The 14,065-nt window shown below is 34.7% G+C and carries 16 protein-coding genes; 8 read left to right on the top strand and 8 right to left on the bottom strand.

The features are described from left to right. Positions 1-19: 19 nt before the first annotated feature. The 4 genes from EAG08_RS22545 to EAG08_RS01690 are packed head-to-tail and all read right to left on the bottom strand — an operon-like array spanning position 20 to position 2,371. The gene (locus EAG08_RS22545; RefSeq protein WP_129533944.1) at positions 20-640 is read right to left on the bottom strand and encodes an AbiH family protein; all 621 of its coding nucleotides are present in this window, start codon (positions 638-640) and stop codon (positions 20-22) included. Between the two features lie 59 nt (positions 641-699). Beyond that, the gene (locus tag EAG08_RS22540; RefSeq protein ID WP_129533943.1) at positions 700-1,146 is read right to left on the bottom strand and encodes an AbiH family protein; all 447 of its coding nucleotides are present in this window, start codon (positions 1,144-1,146) and stop codon (positions 700-702) included. A 42-nt stretch (positions 1,147-1,188) separates the two neighbouring features. After that, positions 1,189-2,043, bottom strand: a complete 855-nt coding sequence (locus EAG08_RS01695; RefSeq protein WP_129533942.1) for a reverse transcriptase family protein — start codon at positions 2,041-2,043, stop codon at positions 1,189-1,191. Continuing rightward, entirely contained in the window at positions 2,024-2,371 is a 348-nt protein-coding gene (locus EAG08_RS01690; RefSeq protein WP_129533941.1) for a helix-turn-helix domain-containing protein, read from the bottom strand. Before EAG08_RS01690 ends, EAG08_RS01695 begins: the two co-directional genes overlap by 20 nt. Positions 2,372-3,246: 875 nt before the next feature. On the opposite strand from EAG08_RS01690, the gene EAG08_RS01685 reads away from it, so the two are divergent. Further along, on the top strand, positions 3,247-3,756 hold the full coding sequence (locus EAG08_RS01685) for a hypothetical protein (protein WP_129533940.1): 510 nt from the start codon (positions 3,247-3,249) through the stop codon (positions 3,754-3,756). 203 nt (positions 3,757-3,959) lie between these two features. Next, positions 3,960-4,166, top strand: a complete 207-nt coding sequence (locus EAG08_RS01680; RefSeq protein ID WP_129533939.1) for a hypothetical protein — start codon at positions 3,960-3,962, stop codon at positions 4,164-4,166. 12 nt (positions 4,167-4,178) lie between these two features. Here EAG08_RS01680 and EAG08_RS01675 read toward each other — a convergent pair whose 3' ends face one another. After that, the gene (locus EAG08_RS01675) at positions 4,179-4,484 is read right to left on the bottom strand and encodes a hypothetical protein (protein WP_129533938.1); all 306 of its coding nucleotides are present in this window, start codon (positions 4,482-4,484) and stop codon (positions 4,179-4,181) included. Positions 4,485-5,143: 659 nt separating this feature from the next. Between EAG08_RS01675 and EAG08_RS01670 the strand changes: the two genes are divergently transcribed. The 6 genes from EAG08_RS01670 to EAG08_RS01645 all read left to right on the top strand — a co-directional run bounded on the left by EAG08_RS01670 (position 5,144) and on the right by EAG08_RS01645 (position 11,985). Then, on the top strand, positions 5,144-8,137 hold the full coding sequence (locus EAG08_RS01670) for a SusC/RagA family TonB-linked outer membrane protein (RefSeq protein ID WP_129533937.1): 2,994 nt from the start codon (positions 5,144-5,146) through the stop codon (positions 8,135-8,137). A gap of 40 nt (positions 8,138-8,177) precedes the next feature. Beyond that, the gene (locus EAG08_RS01665) at positions 8,178-9,554 is read left to right on the top strand and encodes a RagB/SusD family nutrient uptake outer membrane protein (protein WP_129533936.1); all 1,377 of its coding nucleotides are present in this window, start codon (positions 8,178-8,180) and stop codon (positions 9,552-9,554) included. Beyond that, positions 9,554-10,171, top strand: coding sequence for a hypothetical protein (locus EAG08_RS01660; protein WP_129533935.1), 618 nt, complete (start codon positions 9,554-9,556; stop codon positions 10,169-10,171). Before EAG08_RS01665 ends, EAG08_RS01660 begins: the two co-directional genes overlap by 1 nt. Further along, positions 10,168-10,461: a hypothetical protein gene (locus EAG08_RS01655; RefSeq protein WP_129533934.1), complete on the top strand. Its 294-nt coding sequence runs from the start codon at positions 10,168-10,170 to the stop codon at positions 10,459-10,461. Before EAG08_RS01660 ends, EAG08_RS01655 begins: the two co-directional genes overlap by 4 nt. Beyond that, positions 10,458-11,102: a hypothetical protein gene (locus tag EAG08_RS01650; protein WP_129533933.1), complete on the top strand. Its 645-nt coding sequence runs from the start codon at positions 10,458-10,460 to the stop codon at positions 11,100-11,102. The genes EAG08_RS01655 and EAG08_RS01650 overlap by 4 nt, the downstream gene beginning before the upstream one ends. A 103-nt stretch (positions 11,103-11,205) precedes the next feature. Further along, positions 11,206-11,985 carry an alpha/beta hydrolase family protein gene (locus EAG08_RS01645; protein ID WP_129533932.1) on the top strand — a complete coding sequence of 260 codons (780 nt, stop codon included), beginning with the start codon at positions 11,206-11,208 and terminating at the stop codon, positions 11,983-11,985. Between the two features lie 69 nt (positions 11,986-12,054). Here the strand turns inward: EAG08_RS01645 and EAG08_RS01640 are convergent, their stop codons facing one another. The 3 genes from EAG08_RS01640 to EAG08_RS21235 are packed head-to-tail and all read right to left on the bottom strand — an operon-like array spanning position 12,055 to position 14,055. Beyond that, the gene (locus EAG08_RS01640) at positions 12,055-12,294 is read right to left on the bottom strand and encodes a hypothetical protein (RefSeq protein WP_249414799.1); all 240 of its coding nucleotides are present in this window, start codon (positions 12,292-12,294) and stop codon (positions 12,055-12,057) included. 57 nt (positions 12,295-12,351) lie between these two features. Further along, positions 12,352-13,869, bottom strand: coding sequence for a MauE/DoxX family redox-associated membrane protein (locus EAG08_RS01635; protein WP_129533931.1), 1,518 nt, complete (start codon positions 13,867-13,869; stop codon positions 12,352-12,354). Between the two features lie 18 nt (positions 13,870-13,887). Next, positions 13,888-14,055, bottom strand: a complete 168-nt coding sequence (locus EAG08_RS21235) for a hypothetical protein (protein WP_164998506.1) — start codon at positions 14,053-14,055, stop codon at positions 13,888-13,890. Between the last annotated feature and the right edge of the window lie 10 nt (positions 14,056-14,065).

Here is a 14,065-nt window from a genome sequence, read left to right as displayed (position 1 = left end):
ATATTCAAATTTAGAAATATTATGTCAATGTTTCACAAAGATTTTTTTCTACTACTTTTTCTCTGAATGAGGCGTTTTTTGTGAAGTTTCGATATATGTTGCAGACTATATCAAAATAATTATCGCCACCTTCCCATTTATGATAATAAGGCTGTATAGTAGTACAATTTTCATGTTCAAAAATTGTATTAAGTAAAGTCCTATCTGAGTTCCCGCAAGAATGCCCCAATATTATTACTTCAAATTTATTTTCATCAATAAATTTTAGAATATTTTTATAGTAACTTGTAGATTGATAATTTAAAGATTTTATATTTTTAAAAAACTCAGAACCTTTAATTTCAGCTAAATCTTTGCTATTTTTATCTAACTCATCACCATATCCAAATATCATAGGATTATTCTGCAAATCATTGATATCACCATGAATATGTATATGCTCCATTGACCGATTAGAAAATTTCTTGTTATAGTCTCTCAAATTATTTAAATATAGCTTTTCAAAGGTATTTGTATAATTAAAATTAACAACTAAAGTTCTTAAAATAGGAAAGTGTCTTCTTCCAACAGATATAACAGGTTGCCATTCATTATTTGTTATAACTTTTTCATGAATAGATTCTATTTTTTCAATTTTCATTGATTGTTCAGTTCGTAAATGACTAGCTAAAAGATTTTTAATTAAATCTAATTCATAATTCAATTTAATAATACCAGAACTTCCTTTTTTTTCTTCTCAAAATTAAGCTGTTCAAGTAAAAATTCGTAATACTCATTTTCGATATCAACCCAATTTTGTACTTCAATTTGTTTTAGAAGAAATTCAAATAATGAATTTTTGATATCTACTATGAAATTTTCATTTACTTCTTCCAAAGCTTTTTCTAAACCTTTGTTGATTTTGGTGTTGATATAATGATCTTCTGACAAAGCAAAAACATTACTTATCTGAACACTGTAAACTTCATTTGAAAACCCTATAGGTAATTTATCACCTATAGTTGTATTGTTCTTATGCATGTTTGAATTAAGTTTATCACATTCTAATAAAAGTGACTCCCAAAAAAAATTGATTAAATCTGAATATTTCGTTTTGAGACCATGTGCTAAATCAAAGCCATTTCCGACAATTATAAGTTTATTCATTTTAATTAGTTAAGGTTAATAAAAAAACTAATCTCCGTAAAATTATTTTTTACGGAGATTAGTTTTAAGTACTCGCTCCCGATATTTTGTTAAATATTTTTGCCTATTATCTTGCAATAAACTTTCTGCATTTATCTTTTGAATTATTTTTTCTGGAACATCAATTTTATGATTGAAAACTTTAATGCCAGTAATTGTTTGATTTTTAGCATATTTAGTTTTTCTTCTACTTATTCTAAATCCAGAGCTTTTAATTAATTCTAATATCTCATCGATTAAAAAATGAAAATCTTGCTGAGAAGAAAATGTTAAATCATCCACATATCTAGTATACGTAATATTATGTCTTTTGCAAAAGTCAATTAACAAAAAATCGATTTTTAAAAATACAATATTCGCTATATGTGTACTTGATGGTGCACCTTGAGGTAACTGTCCTTTCCAAGTTGTAAATCTAGAGATAAAAAAAGCGAATTGAGGATTGAAACCTAATTCTATAAAGGTTTCTTTAATCAGTAATGGTTTTACAGACGGATAGAATTCCTGCAAATCAGTCGCTAGTACATATTTCTTACCTTGGTGTGCCTTGGCATTTGTGATATTACTTTTCTTTTTAATACCTCCATGAATATTTTCTGGTAATTGAACTTTTTCAAGAATTCTTGATTTAATTCGGCTTTGTAAGGTATTTAATTGTCTCAAAGAAGGACGAATAAATCTCTTTTTTATCGTACCATCTAAATATGTTTTGGGTTGACCTGTCGTTTTGTCATTCTTAATTATTTCCCATTCTTTGTAGAAATCGTCGATAGACGATATCATTTCTTGCAAATCACCAAGAGAAAAACCTACAATCGAAGGGAAGTATAATTTATTTTTAGCTTCTGAAGAATTCATTCACTAACGATTTTATAGAAGGACTTACTAAATTAAAAGCCTCTCTTTTATCAGGCTTAACATCTTCATTGCTAAGCGAAAGGAAAAATAAAATTGGTAATGGTACATCTAAAGATAAACTAATTTCTTTTAGGGTTGATAAATTAGGATCCTTGCTGTTGTTTTCGATTTGTGATAAATAAGTTTGTGAGATTCCACAAGATTCAGCAAACTCGTTTTGAGTTTGCCCTTTTTGTTTTCTAAAGTTACGTATTGCAGTACCTAAATCCATGATGATTTTTTTTAAAAATTTAAAGAAGTGTCTTTGATTGTTAATAATTGTAACCATAATATATAAATTTAATATTTAGTTAAAAAAAGCGTTATTAGGTTAATAATATCTGATATCTCTACCAAGTATTGTTTATTTGTTAAACCTTTTTTACTTTTCAATCCATTTAATTTGGCTATCGCTTCATTTAATAGATTCAACTCAATCTCCGAAAGAGAACATTGGTTTTTGATTATGGTATCTAAAACTTCGTTTAGACCATTAATGTTTCTAAGTCTTTTTAATCTTGACATAAAAATATTGTTTTAAGTTATTATTGGGCATTATTGCTCCTGCTTATTACAATAAATATTAATAACTGAATACGTAAGCAATGTTCTCTATGCACTACCTTTAAAATCCTGCTTCTCACAACAATCTGGGAAAAGCAAATCGAACAATTATCTAACATCTCTAACAGTTGTAGGGGGTTAGAAGGTTTGTCCTGAAAGCCTCTTGAGGAGGTATTTAATTTAGCATTAAATAAAAATAAACTCTATTCAGTTATCTTAGAAACGTTTTATCAAAGAACTCATTGCAAATGTACAAAAAAAATTGCTACCAGTTAATATATTTACAGTAAATATTTTAAAATATAATTTATATGATTGATAATCAGCGATATAGTTTTTAATGTTGTTAAAGTACGAAATATTCTAAATATCCTGTAAATTGGAAATCGCTTTTAGTAGTAATTTTTTTGTTAATGTAATAATGGAATGTTTTTCCTAATTCTTTTTGCAGTCCGGATATCCGGGAAAAAGATCATAAATACAATGCCGAGAATTATTTATGGTGGCGAAATTTTGTAATTGCTAATCCGGTTATTGTGCAAAATTCAAGTTTTAAGAAATATTTGCAGGTTTTATAACTATATTTAATCAAAAATAAACATGAAAGAGTTTTTAAGTGAATATCCGCTATATCGTAACTACCTACTTGTCGAAGATTTTAAACTTGGTAATGAGCATTATTATGACCCATCAGAGTTTAAAGATATTACATTCAAGTATTTTTGTGAATATGAGGAAGAAGAAACAGTTTTTAATCTATCATTAGACCGTGGTAATCACTTCAATACATATTCTTACGAGAACAGGATTGCAGATTTTTTATTTAAAAACAATAAATTAGATTACACATTTTTAACTGAAGGTTTGTGTCAATCTTGCAGAAAATATAAGATCGATTTTTTACTACATGTTTATAGTGATAATCCTATATCAGATATTCTTAAAAACGAAAGAAACATAACCTTATCTTCTCAATCTGCTATACCAGGTGTCGTATCAAATTTGTTCATAGAAAAAGTAGGAATTAATCCTGAACAAAAATTTATAATTAATAAAAATGTCAAAAAATTTCTTGATAAGGAAAGTAATGTTTTTATTTTAAAGGTTTAAAAGCATTACATCAAAACCTTGGAGTTGGAGCTTTAGGTTATTTTCGAAGAATTATAGAGAAAGAGCTTTTACATATTGTAAATGAAATTAAAAATCTACCAAACTCAGATAGCGCAGAAATTCAATCACTTTTAGACAAATACGAAAAAACAGAGAAAGTTTACACTATCTATGAAAATATCTTTCAATATCTTCCTGAATCTTTGAAAGACTTAAATTGTAATCCAATTATGTTGCTATACAATCAAACATCTGAAGGTCTGCATAAATATACGGAAGAAGAAGCTTTAGAAAGAGCTGATAACATTAAAAATCTACTTGAATTTGTTATTATTAGGATCAATGAAGAGAAATCTGCTATTAAAAACATGAAAGATATTGTAAAAGCGTTACGAGATGATAAAAAATAAATCATGACATTGTCATGATTTATTTTTTATGATAAACTCTTTAAATTCTTCAATATCCTTTTCTGTAATTTTATCATATTGATCACCAAAATCTTTCATGTCAAAGCCCATTGATTCAACAATTAATATTATTGTAACCATTGTAGATTTTTTTGTGCCACTAAAAGCATTTGTAACTGTAGCTTTTCTAATATCTGCACTTGAATTCGCAGCAATCTTTTCATAGCTATTAACTAAGTCATCTTTTTCTGTATTTAACTCAATATAGCTTTTATTACGACTAAGTAAAAGGCGTAACGTAATTGCTACCTTTAACATGATGATTTTTTCAGATTCCTTATACATACACGCAATTACGAAATAATCAAAATTTTATTCGGTACGCTTTTGTATACCAATATTATTTTTATTATATTTGTAAAATAAGTTATAGAAATGTAACTTTGCGATACTTCAAAGAATTATAGAAGCTATTGCTTAGAATCTCGCTATTGAAAACTGGTACTTTTTAACACACGAGACAATAAGTATTGAAGCTCACGACCTAGGCGTGGGTTTTCTCTCTTGTCTGTGTGTATGGTATACCAGTGCCTCAATAGCAGATATTGTAGAGTTTCCCATGCCGTCTTTTTTCAATGCTGTTCGCCTAACCTCTACATTAAAATCTAAGCCCGCTTCCTAAAATACAGTATCAGATTACAGGATACAATAGGAGGGTACAACCTATTGCGGCTTTCAATAGCTCACACGGGACACAGATTTCATTCATATTAAATTCTTTCCGGTGCCTTGCGGTCACTGCTTTAGATCCTCACCAGTCCTTTTTCATACCAAAGGGCATCAGGAAAGTTTTTATCATCAATGGATCCACTACTACAATTACAAAAAACAAAAAAGCCCCTTCCCATACAGTTTGACGACCTAGGGAAAGAGCAGATCAGTAATTAATTTAACGATTAAAAACCTTTTACAAATCTATGAAAAATTCCTATTACAAGATAGGAGGTATTTTCTTTGGCCTTATGCTGACCGCTGTCAGCACCAACACAAAAGCCCAAACACGCACCATTTCAGGTACCGTTACCGCATCCAAGAAACCACTTTCGGGAGTTAGTATCTCCCAAGAGGGCAGCGATCAGGTAACAACTACAAGCGAAAACGGAACCTACACATTACAGGTTTCAGCAGAAAATCCCATCCTATTGTTCAGACATCCTGATTATGCTGAAGAAAAAGTTTCAACTAATAATCAGACCGTCGTCAATATCAGCTTAGAACAAAAAGTAAAGGGAATCGAAGAAGTTATTCTCAACGCCGGCTACTACAAGGTAAGAGACAGAGAAAGAACCGGTAGCATCGCCAAAGTTTCAGCAAAAGACATAGAAAATCAACCCGTGACCAATGTACTTGCCAGTGCGCAGGGTAGAATGGCAGGAGTAAGCATTACCCAAAACTCAGGAACTCCCGGAGCAGGTTTTGATATTCAGATTCGTGGGCGAAACAGTCTCCGCACCCGTTTGACTTCGGATACCGACGGAAACCAACCCCTATATATAGTGGATGGTGTTCCTATCGGAGGGAGCGTTACTTCAAGATACGGAGCCGGAATTTTACCGAATGCCGATATCAATCCTTTAAATGCAATCAGCCCCAACGATATTGAAAGCTTTGAAATTCTCAAGGATGCCGATGCCACTGCCATTTACGGTTCGCGTGGAGCGAATGGGGTAGTGCTCATTACCACCAAAAGAGGAAAGAAAGGAAATGTCAAACTTTCCCTTAATTCTTCTTATGCTCTGAGTGAGACTTTATCCAACCTCAAGATGATGAACACAGAACAGTATATAGCCATGAGAAAACAGGCTTTTGCCAATGACAATATTTCTGTGTATCCTGCCAATGCCTATGATGTGAACGGTGTTTGGGACAGCAACCGTTATACGGACTGGAGGAAAGAACTGATCGGGAATTTTGCCACTTTGTCCAACACACAGCTTTCATTAAGCGGAGGAAGTGAAACCACCAGTTTTCTGGTAAGTCTGGGACATATGGAACAGACCACGGTATTCGGGCATGATTTCAGGTATAGAACGAATACGGTTTCCGGAAATATCAGCCACCGCTCTCAGGACAGGAAATTCAGTTTTAACTCATCCAGTTTATTTTCATCATTAGATAATAATCTGATCAATTCTGATATCACAAGGAATGCGTACAGTCTTTCTCCTAATGCACCCGCTTTATATGATGCTAACGGAAATCTGAATTGGGAAAATAACACGTTTACCAATCCTGTTGCCGCTTATGAGAATTCATATTCCAACGATAATCTTCAGTTCATGAATAATATGAGTGCAGAATATGAAGCATTTGAGAATTTCAGAATTAAGGTTAACGGAGGATTTAACTATAATACCCTTGAAGAATGGTCTTTACGCCCAAGTACAGCTTTTAATCCTTCCACCGGAGCAACTTCGCTTAATTCACAGTCTTCCAAAAGTAATATGAACCGTTTTTCTATGGTCGTCGAACCACAGATCACCTGGCTGTTTAAAAAAGGAAAACATCAGCTGGATATTTTGGTGGGAGGAACTTATCAGAGAGATACCAACGGATCAGGTGCTATTCAGGGAACCGGTTATGAAAGCAATGCCTTTATTAATAATATCGGAGCGGCACAGACCAAGGTCATTCTGGATCATATCACCACAGAATACCGATATGCAGCATTTTTCGGAAGGGTTAATTATCAGTTTGATAAAAAATATATTGTCAACATTACCGGTAGACGGGATGGAAGCAGCAGATTCGGAAGCAATAACAAGTTTGCCAATTTCGGTGCGGTAGGAGCAGCATGGCTGTTTTCGGAAGAGAATTTCTTGAAAGATAGTTCATGGTTGAGTTTCGGAAAACTGCGAGGAAGTTTTGGTTCCTCAGGTAGTGATAATATCGGAGATTATCAGTATCTGAATACATTCGCAACATCAACGCTGATTTATAATGGGACATCAGGACTCAGCCCAACCAAATTATTCAATCCTGATTTCAGTTGGGAAAGAACAGTGAAAATGGAGGCGGCTCTTGAACTGGGATTGTTCAAAAACAGACTGAACATGACGGCAGCATATTACAGAAACCGCTCCGGAAATCAGTTGGTAGGCTATCAGCTTCCAGCAGTAACAGGGTTCAGTTCGGTTTTAGCGAACTTGGATGCAGTTATTCAGAATACAGGCTTTGAATTTGAATTGAGAGCAGATGTTCTGAAATCTGAAAACTTCTCATGGAACAGTTCTTTTAATATAACATTTCCTCAGAACAAACTGATTTCATTTCCGGGTCTTGAAGGTTCTACCTATGCGAACAACTATATTGTTGGAGAACCCATTTCAATCATTAAACTGTATCAGTTAACGGGCGTAAATCTCGCTACCGGATTATACAGCTTTACGGATTTCAACGGTGACGGAAGAATCTCATCACCGGACGACCGCCAGATTGTGGAAAATATAGGGCAACGGTTTTTTGGAGGATTAAGCAATGAGCTGAGATACAAAAACTGGAACTTATCTTTCCTTTTACAGTTTGTAAAACAACAGAGCCGAAATTACAACTCAATTATAACCTCACCGGGCATTATGACCAATCTTCCGGTGGAAGCGCTCAATGTCTGGTCTCCTCAAAATCCAAACGGACTTTATATGCCGTACCGATCTGTGAATTCATCTTCTAACAGTCTTTTTCAGACCAGTACAGCCAGTGTGTCTGACGGATCGTTTATACGCTTGAAAAATGTTCAGATCAATTATACCATTCCGATGCGCTCATCAGTATTTCGGGAAGCTAAAGTCTACTTTCAGGGACAGAATCTTCTGACATGGACGAAATATTTCGGAATTGATCCTGAATTTACATCCGTAGGTTTCTTACCCCCTTTACGGACTTACTCATTGGGAGTACAGCTGACCCTTTAATTAAATGATTTTGAATTTGAATTATTAAAACAAAAAGAAAATGGCAACAAATATTAATAAAATAACAGCAATAGCAGTGCTTTGCATTCTGACTACACTGATATCGTGCGAAAAAATGCTGGAAGTAGATCTTCCGGAAAATCAGATGCTGTCTGAAACAGTGTTTCAGGATGCCCAAACTGCTAATTCGGTACTTTCGGGTTTATACGCCGGACTTTGGGAAGCTTCGCCGATTGCAGGAGATCAGAGTGGCAGAATTCTGAGTCTTTACACCGATGATTTGACGTACTACCCAGTCAACGCTACCAACGGGCTTCCCGAGATTTCCAATAATACTTTGATAGACACCAATCAATTTGTAAGTTCAGTATGGTCTGCAGCCTATCAGAAAATATATGTCAGCAATTCAATAATTGAAGGACTGAATAGCTCAAGTTCTATATCAGCTGCTGAAAAAAACAGAATGACAGGGGAAGCTTTGACCATTCGTTCTTTGCTCTTTTTTTATCTGCAGCAAATCTATGGTGATATACCATATCCCGTTACCACTAATTATCAGATCAATCAATCCATTGCCAAGACAAATGCTGAGGAGGTTTTACAGCGAATTGAATCAGATCTTACAGAGGCAGTGGAATTGTTACCGGATCAATACCGTTCTGCAGAAAGGATTTTCATTAACAAAAAAACGGCTCAACTGATGCTGGCAAAAGTTCAGATGCAAAGATCAAAATATGCTGAAGCTGAAAGCACTTTAAAAGCCGTCATTCAAAGTCCTCTGTACCAATTTCAGAATGATATTACAAAAGTTTTTCTAAAATCAGGAACGCATATTATCTGGCAACTTAAACCAAAGAACAGTGGTGATCCTGTCAGAGAAGCTACCCTCTATTATTTCGCCAATGTAGCACCTTCATCTATGTCCCTGTCTCCGGCTCTTGTCAGTTCATTCCAGACCGGTGATCTCCGTAAACAACATTGGATGGCGGCTGTTACCGTAGCAGGAACGACCTGGTACCGTGCAGAAAAATATAAAGCAAGATCTGCTAATACAACGGAAAACTCTATCGTTTTCCGACTGGAAGAGGCTTATCTTCTTTTAGCTGAATCTTTGGCTAAACAAAATAAGACTGCGGAAGCGCTTCCTTACATCAATCCTATAAGACAGAGGGCAGCTCAACCCCTTTTGGCAAGTTCAGTTTCACAGAACACTCTTTTGGATGAAATTCTGAAAGAAAATAGAAAAGAGTTTTTTACGGAAATGGGTCACCGCTTTATAGATCTGAAAAGAGCAGGGCAGTTGAATACCTTACAAACGACTAAGCCAAATTGGAAAGACTTTCATAAAGTTTGGCCTCTGCCGCAGAAGGAACTGTTAATGAACCCCAATATGAACCCTCAAAATTCAGGATACTAATGAGAACCGTTTGTCTTTTATTATGGCTTTGCTCAGGTATCCTGATTAAAGCACAGAAAACTGATGCCGAAATGGATCAATGGATGTCTCGTTTTTCAACAGCAATAGGTGGCTTGCAGGTAACAGATGATCAACGGTTTGCCTCAGTAACGAAATATTACAGAAAGAATTCAGATACAATTTTGATTTTTGATACGAAATCGGAGAACATAATTTTAGATACTTTAGTCAAAAAAAGCAAAGTAACATTCCTGAATAACAATCTTGTATTTGCAGTGGGTAACAGTACAGCAGAACTGATAGATCTGCCCTCAAAAAAGAGCAAGAAGTTTGATCAAATAATTAGTGGAGAAATTCTGTCAGTGTCAAAACAGGTGGTTCTCCTTGATCATGCTAAGAATATTAATATCTATGACTATAAAGGGAAACTTCTGCATTCTTCAAAAGGAGTGCAGGATTTTATTTCGGATGAAGACTGCAGAGTATATCTGGTTTATAAAAATGGTAGCACCTCTGAAATTGCTGTATGGAATGGTAAAACTGTAAAAACGATACATACAACGAGCAATGGTATTAAATCAATAAAGTACCTGCCATCAAAAAGTTCATTTCATTGATAGAAGAATACCGGAAAAAAGATGATTTAGAATTAAGTGTTTCTTTAATCCGAACATCCGATAATTATTTATTTAAGAAGAAGGAAATAAGTTCCGGTGGGTTTGAATCCGTTAAAATATCTGAGATTCATGATTCAGATACGTTCCTGATTGATTTTCAGCATGTCCAGCAGCCACAGAAAAATAAAATGGTAGAGGTATGGTATAGTGGTGATAAACGCCTGCGGGACAAAAAGACGGAACAAAGCATCATCGGTACTTACACTGGAACATTACAAAAGATGAGATGATAGAAATACCGACAGATCATTTTTCAGATTTTATCGGGATGAACGATGCCCGCTATCTTTGGGCATATCATACGGACGAAGAATTCAATTATACTGGCTATCGCAGTTTTAATGTATTCAGATATGATACACACAAAGATAAGGCTGAACGTATCTTTGAAAATGTCGAAGAATTGGTCATGAGTGAGAACCGCAGATTTACCCTTGCATACCGTATTGACAAAAAAATGTGGATATTATATGACCATTTTCTCAACACGATAAAAGATATTGAGACTACCGAAAAGCTTACCAATCCTGTGATGATGTCTGATCAGGCAGCCTTATTTGAATGTGCAGACGGGTTGTTCAGATATGATCTGATAAAAGGCAGTTCAAAAAAAATTGTTGTTTCAGAAAATTCAAAAGTAACCTTTCATAATTTACTCCGAAACATGATCTATCATTTAAGTAATTTTAAATTTGTCGAAAGAAGTGCCGATACAAAGAAACCTCTAATAATAAATGTAAAAAGAACAGATCATAATGATAACGGCTATTTCACATTTCTGAACGGAATGATAAAGAATATAATTCCTTATACTCCCAACAGAATCAAGGATTTTAAATACGACAAAAGAAAAACAAAATATTTATTGTAGAGGAAAATTTTAATGTACCCGCTAGTTTGTATTTAAGTGAAAAAGGTGATCCAGAAAAAAATTATTATACCGTACAAATTTGCACGATCAAAAAGCAAAGTTTATGAAACAGGATATTCTATCTTATGAAAATAGCAAAGGAACTCCTTTAAAAGGAATTCTTACTTATCCTGTAGATTTTGATCCCTCGAAAAAATATCCTGTCGTAGTTTATATATACAGTTTACTTTCCGGAAGTGCAGATAAGTACCTTTACCCTGACTGGGGTAATACTGGTTTTAACAAACGTACGCTTATAGAGAATGGCTATTTTGTTTTCCAACCGGATATACTATTCGATAAGAGAGGAACAGGTATATCTGCTCTGGATTGCGTGAACAGCGGTTTAGATGAAATTATAAATCATTCTAATGTGGATGCATCCCGTTTAGGGTTGACTGGTCATTCTTTAGGAGGATATGAGACCAATTTCATCGCAACACATTCCAAACGCTTTGCAGCATACGTTTCAGGTGCCTCGTTGGGGGATGTTCCTCACTTTTACTTTTCGTTCAGCGATTTTTTTAATGTTGCCAACTATATGCGGTTTGAAAACGGTCAGTTTGAAATGGCAGTTCCATACGCTGAAAATAAAGACCTGTATTTTCGTAATAATCCAATCAATTATGTGGAAAATGTGAGTGCACCGGTCTTGATATGGGCAGGAAAAAAAGATACTAATACTCCTTTGGATCAGCCTATGAGTTTCTTTATGGGATTGTTGCGAAATGATAAGAAGGCTGTGGCTTTACTGTATGACAATCAGGAGCACTCTTTAAAGGATGATTCTGAGGAAATCAAAGACTTTAATAATAAGGTAATGGATTGGTGGAATTATTTTTAAAAAAGAGGAAAATATTGACTGGATTAGTCAGGAAATGAAAAGGGACGCTCAATAGCGTCCCTCATCTTTCTAATTAGGAATCTCAAAGAGTTCACTTCCACACATGGTTCCTGAGCCTTCATTATGAAGATCAGTAGTGCCGTCAACTTCCCATTTACAGACAATACCATTATTAACATCACTACACTGTTGCTCAGCATTTTGACATTGGAACTGTCCTCCTCCTACGCTCACAATTCTGTACGCAGGTACTAAAGCTTTGTTACTCTTTTTTGCTACATTGGTAGCAAGTGCTGACCCTGTGCCCACTAATACAAGGACAACAGGAAAAAGAAATTTTTTCATAATAAAGAAATTTGATTGTGCCTACTCTTGGATACGGTTTTCGGCTACCCCGTTTTTAAAATATTTTGTCAGAGAATTTGTCAGGCGGTACTGAATGAGCTGATTTCCTGCAATGACGTACAAGTGCTTATCGGTAACTGTAAAATCTGACATCTCTGAATCTTTGTAATGATCAATGTAAATACTTCCGATATATTCCTGCTTATTGATATTGTAAACATCAATTGTTCTGCTTTCCTTCCATCTTTTGACGGGTTCATGCTGGCCTCTTAAGTAGGCGGGATTAAATAAAAGTCCGCTGAAAACTTTCGCATGGCCATTAACATGTAACGCAGGCTTAGACATTTTAAATCTTCCGTCGGATAAGGGAGTTACCTGTATTTGTGCAATAGTTGTTGTATCAATGGTTGATAATCTCCGTTGAAGTTTCATTGTTGAATCCATCACAAGAAACTGATTACGGTAAGCATGGATGTAAGTCACTTGAGCTGATTTTGGATTTGAAGAAAGATAACCGTCCGAATCAAATACCCCATCAGATTGTTTTTCCAGAAGTTGCGGAAATAACTGCACCTCATTTTTCCCATTGCTTCCAATCTTCAATATACCAAGTGTCAGATTTTTAGTTGTTGATGACAGTGCTCTAATGGCCATTCTGTTACTGTTGATAATTTCTATCTGGCTGAAAAAAGCATCCTTATAACTGATGACCTCCGTTTCAGAACGACCTAGCTGTCCTTTAGATATTACAGGCACTGTACCGTCATAGATAAAATAACTATTATCATAGACTTTAACCTCAATCTTTCTATATGGATATTTTTTAAGATCCAAATCCATTTTTAAATTGAGACGTTTTTGAAGCATTGAGTCAACAGTTAACAGATTTTGTGGCATTGTCCTATTTCCAAGATATACCTTTTGATTATCAGATCCTGCAAAATAGTATGTGTTGTTTTCGAGAGCAATACTTTTTGTTTTTAGAACAGGATGCATTAAAAACCTTCGTGTAAAATTATTTTCCTGCTTAATCACATAGTCTGATCTTAAAAATAAGAAAAGAATAAAGACAGCACTTAGAATATTGGAAATGACGAGTGATAGAACAACAGTTTTACGTGGATATTCTTTCTTTGTATATAAAAAGACAGCTACAATTCCCAGCACTACGGCACTGATATTAAAAATCAGGTGTTCTGTCCATCCCATCTTTTCCAAGATCCCTCCGCATGCACAGGGTACGAAATCACTATGATTTAAAATTAAATAGATGTAGACCGTAAACGCTGTCATCAATGCAGTTGATGAATATAATCCCCAGAGAAATGTTTTTGGAAAAATCAGCATCAGTACGATGAGCAGTTCTGCAATAATTACTGCATAGGATATAAATCCTGCATAAGCGCTTAACAAAGGAGACTGCCCAATCTGAACCTGAAAGTTTTCAAAATCCAGTATTTTGCTGATTGCAGCATAGCAAAAAAGCAGTATAAAAAAGTAGGTGATCACTTTAACGATTATAGAATATGTCTTTCTCATGGTAAATATTTGTAAATTTTAACAGGCTATAATTAATCTCCATTTGATCTTCTTTCCACAATAGTCAGGCATTTTCTCACCTTTAAACAGGGTGACTGTCGTTCTGAAATTCCCCATACTTTCCCAGATGCCGCTTTCCGGACATGGTAAGCCTGTGACAACTGATATGGAGGTATGGGGAATCATAGGTCATAAG

This window comes from Chryseobacterium sp. 3008163, assembly GCF_003669035.1.
In the GTDB taxonomy this organism is placed as follows: Bacteria; Bacteroidota; Bacteroidia; order Flavobacteriales; family Weeksellaceae; genus Chryseobacterium.
Note: the sequence above shows the minus strand (reverse complement) of the source record. Positions and strands in the feature narration are given on the sequence as shown.

Coding starts and splice junctions, on each gene's coding strand:
- EAG08_RS01670 (WP_129533937.1), top strand. CDS start 5,144: ATGAAAAATTCCTATTACAAGATAGGAGGTATTTTCTTTGGCCTTATG.
- EAG08_RS01635 (WP_129533931.1), bottom strand. CDS start 13,869: ATGAGAAAGACATATTCTATAATCGTTAAAGTGATCACCTACTTTTTT.
- EAG08_RS01665 (WP_129533936.1), top strand. CDS start 8,178: ATGGCAACAAATATTAATAAAATAACAGCAATAGCAGTGCTTTGCATT.
- EAG08_RS01690 (WP_129533941.1), bottom strand. CDS start 2,371: ATGGTTACAATTATTAACAATCAAAGACACTTCTTTAAATTTTTAAAA.
- EAG08_RS01660 (WP_129533935.1), top strand. CDS start 9,554: ATGAGAACCGTTTGTCTTTTATTATGGCTTTGCTCAGGTATCCTGATT.
- EAG08_RS01675 (WP_129533938.1), bottom strand. CDS start 4,484: ATGTTAAAGGTAGCAATTACGTTACGCCTTTTACTTAGTCGTAATAAA.
- EAG08_RS01685 (WP_129533940.1), top strand. CDS start 3,247: ATGAAAGAGTTTTTAAGTGAATATCCGCTATATCGTAACTACCTACTT.
- EAG08_RS22545 (WP_129533944.1), bottom strand. CDS start 640: ATGAAAATTGAAAAAATAGAATCTATTCATGAAAAAGTTATAACAAAT.
- EAG08_RS21235 (WP_164998506.1), bottom strand. CDS start 14,055: ATGATTCCCCATACCTCCATATCAGTTGTCACAGGCTTACCATGTCCG.
- EAG08_RS01645 (WP_129533932.1), top strand. CDS start 11,206: ATGAAACAGGATATTCTATCTTATGAAAATAGCAAAGGAACTCCTTTA.
- EAG08_RS01650 (WP_129533933.1), top strand. CDS start 10,458: ATGATAGAAATACCGACAGATCATTTTTCAGATTTTATCGGGATGAAC.
- EAG08_RS22540 (WP_129533943.1), bottom strand. CDS start 1,146: ATGAATAAACTTATAATTGTCGGAAATGGCTTTGATTTAGCACATGGT.
- EAG08_RS01695 (WP_129533942.1), bottom strand. CDS start 2,043: ATGAATTCTTCAGAAGCTAAAAATAAATTATACTTCCCTTCGATTGTA.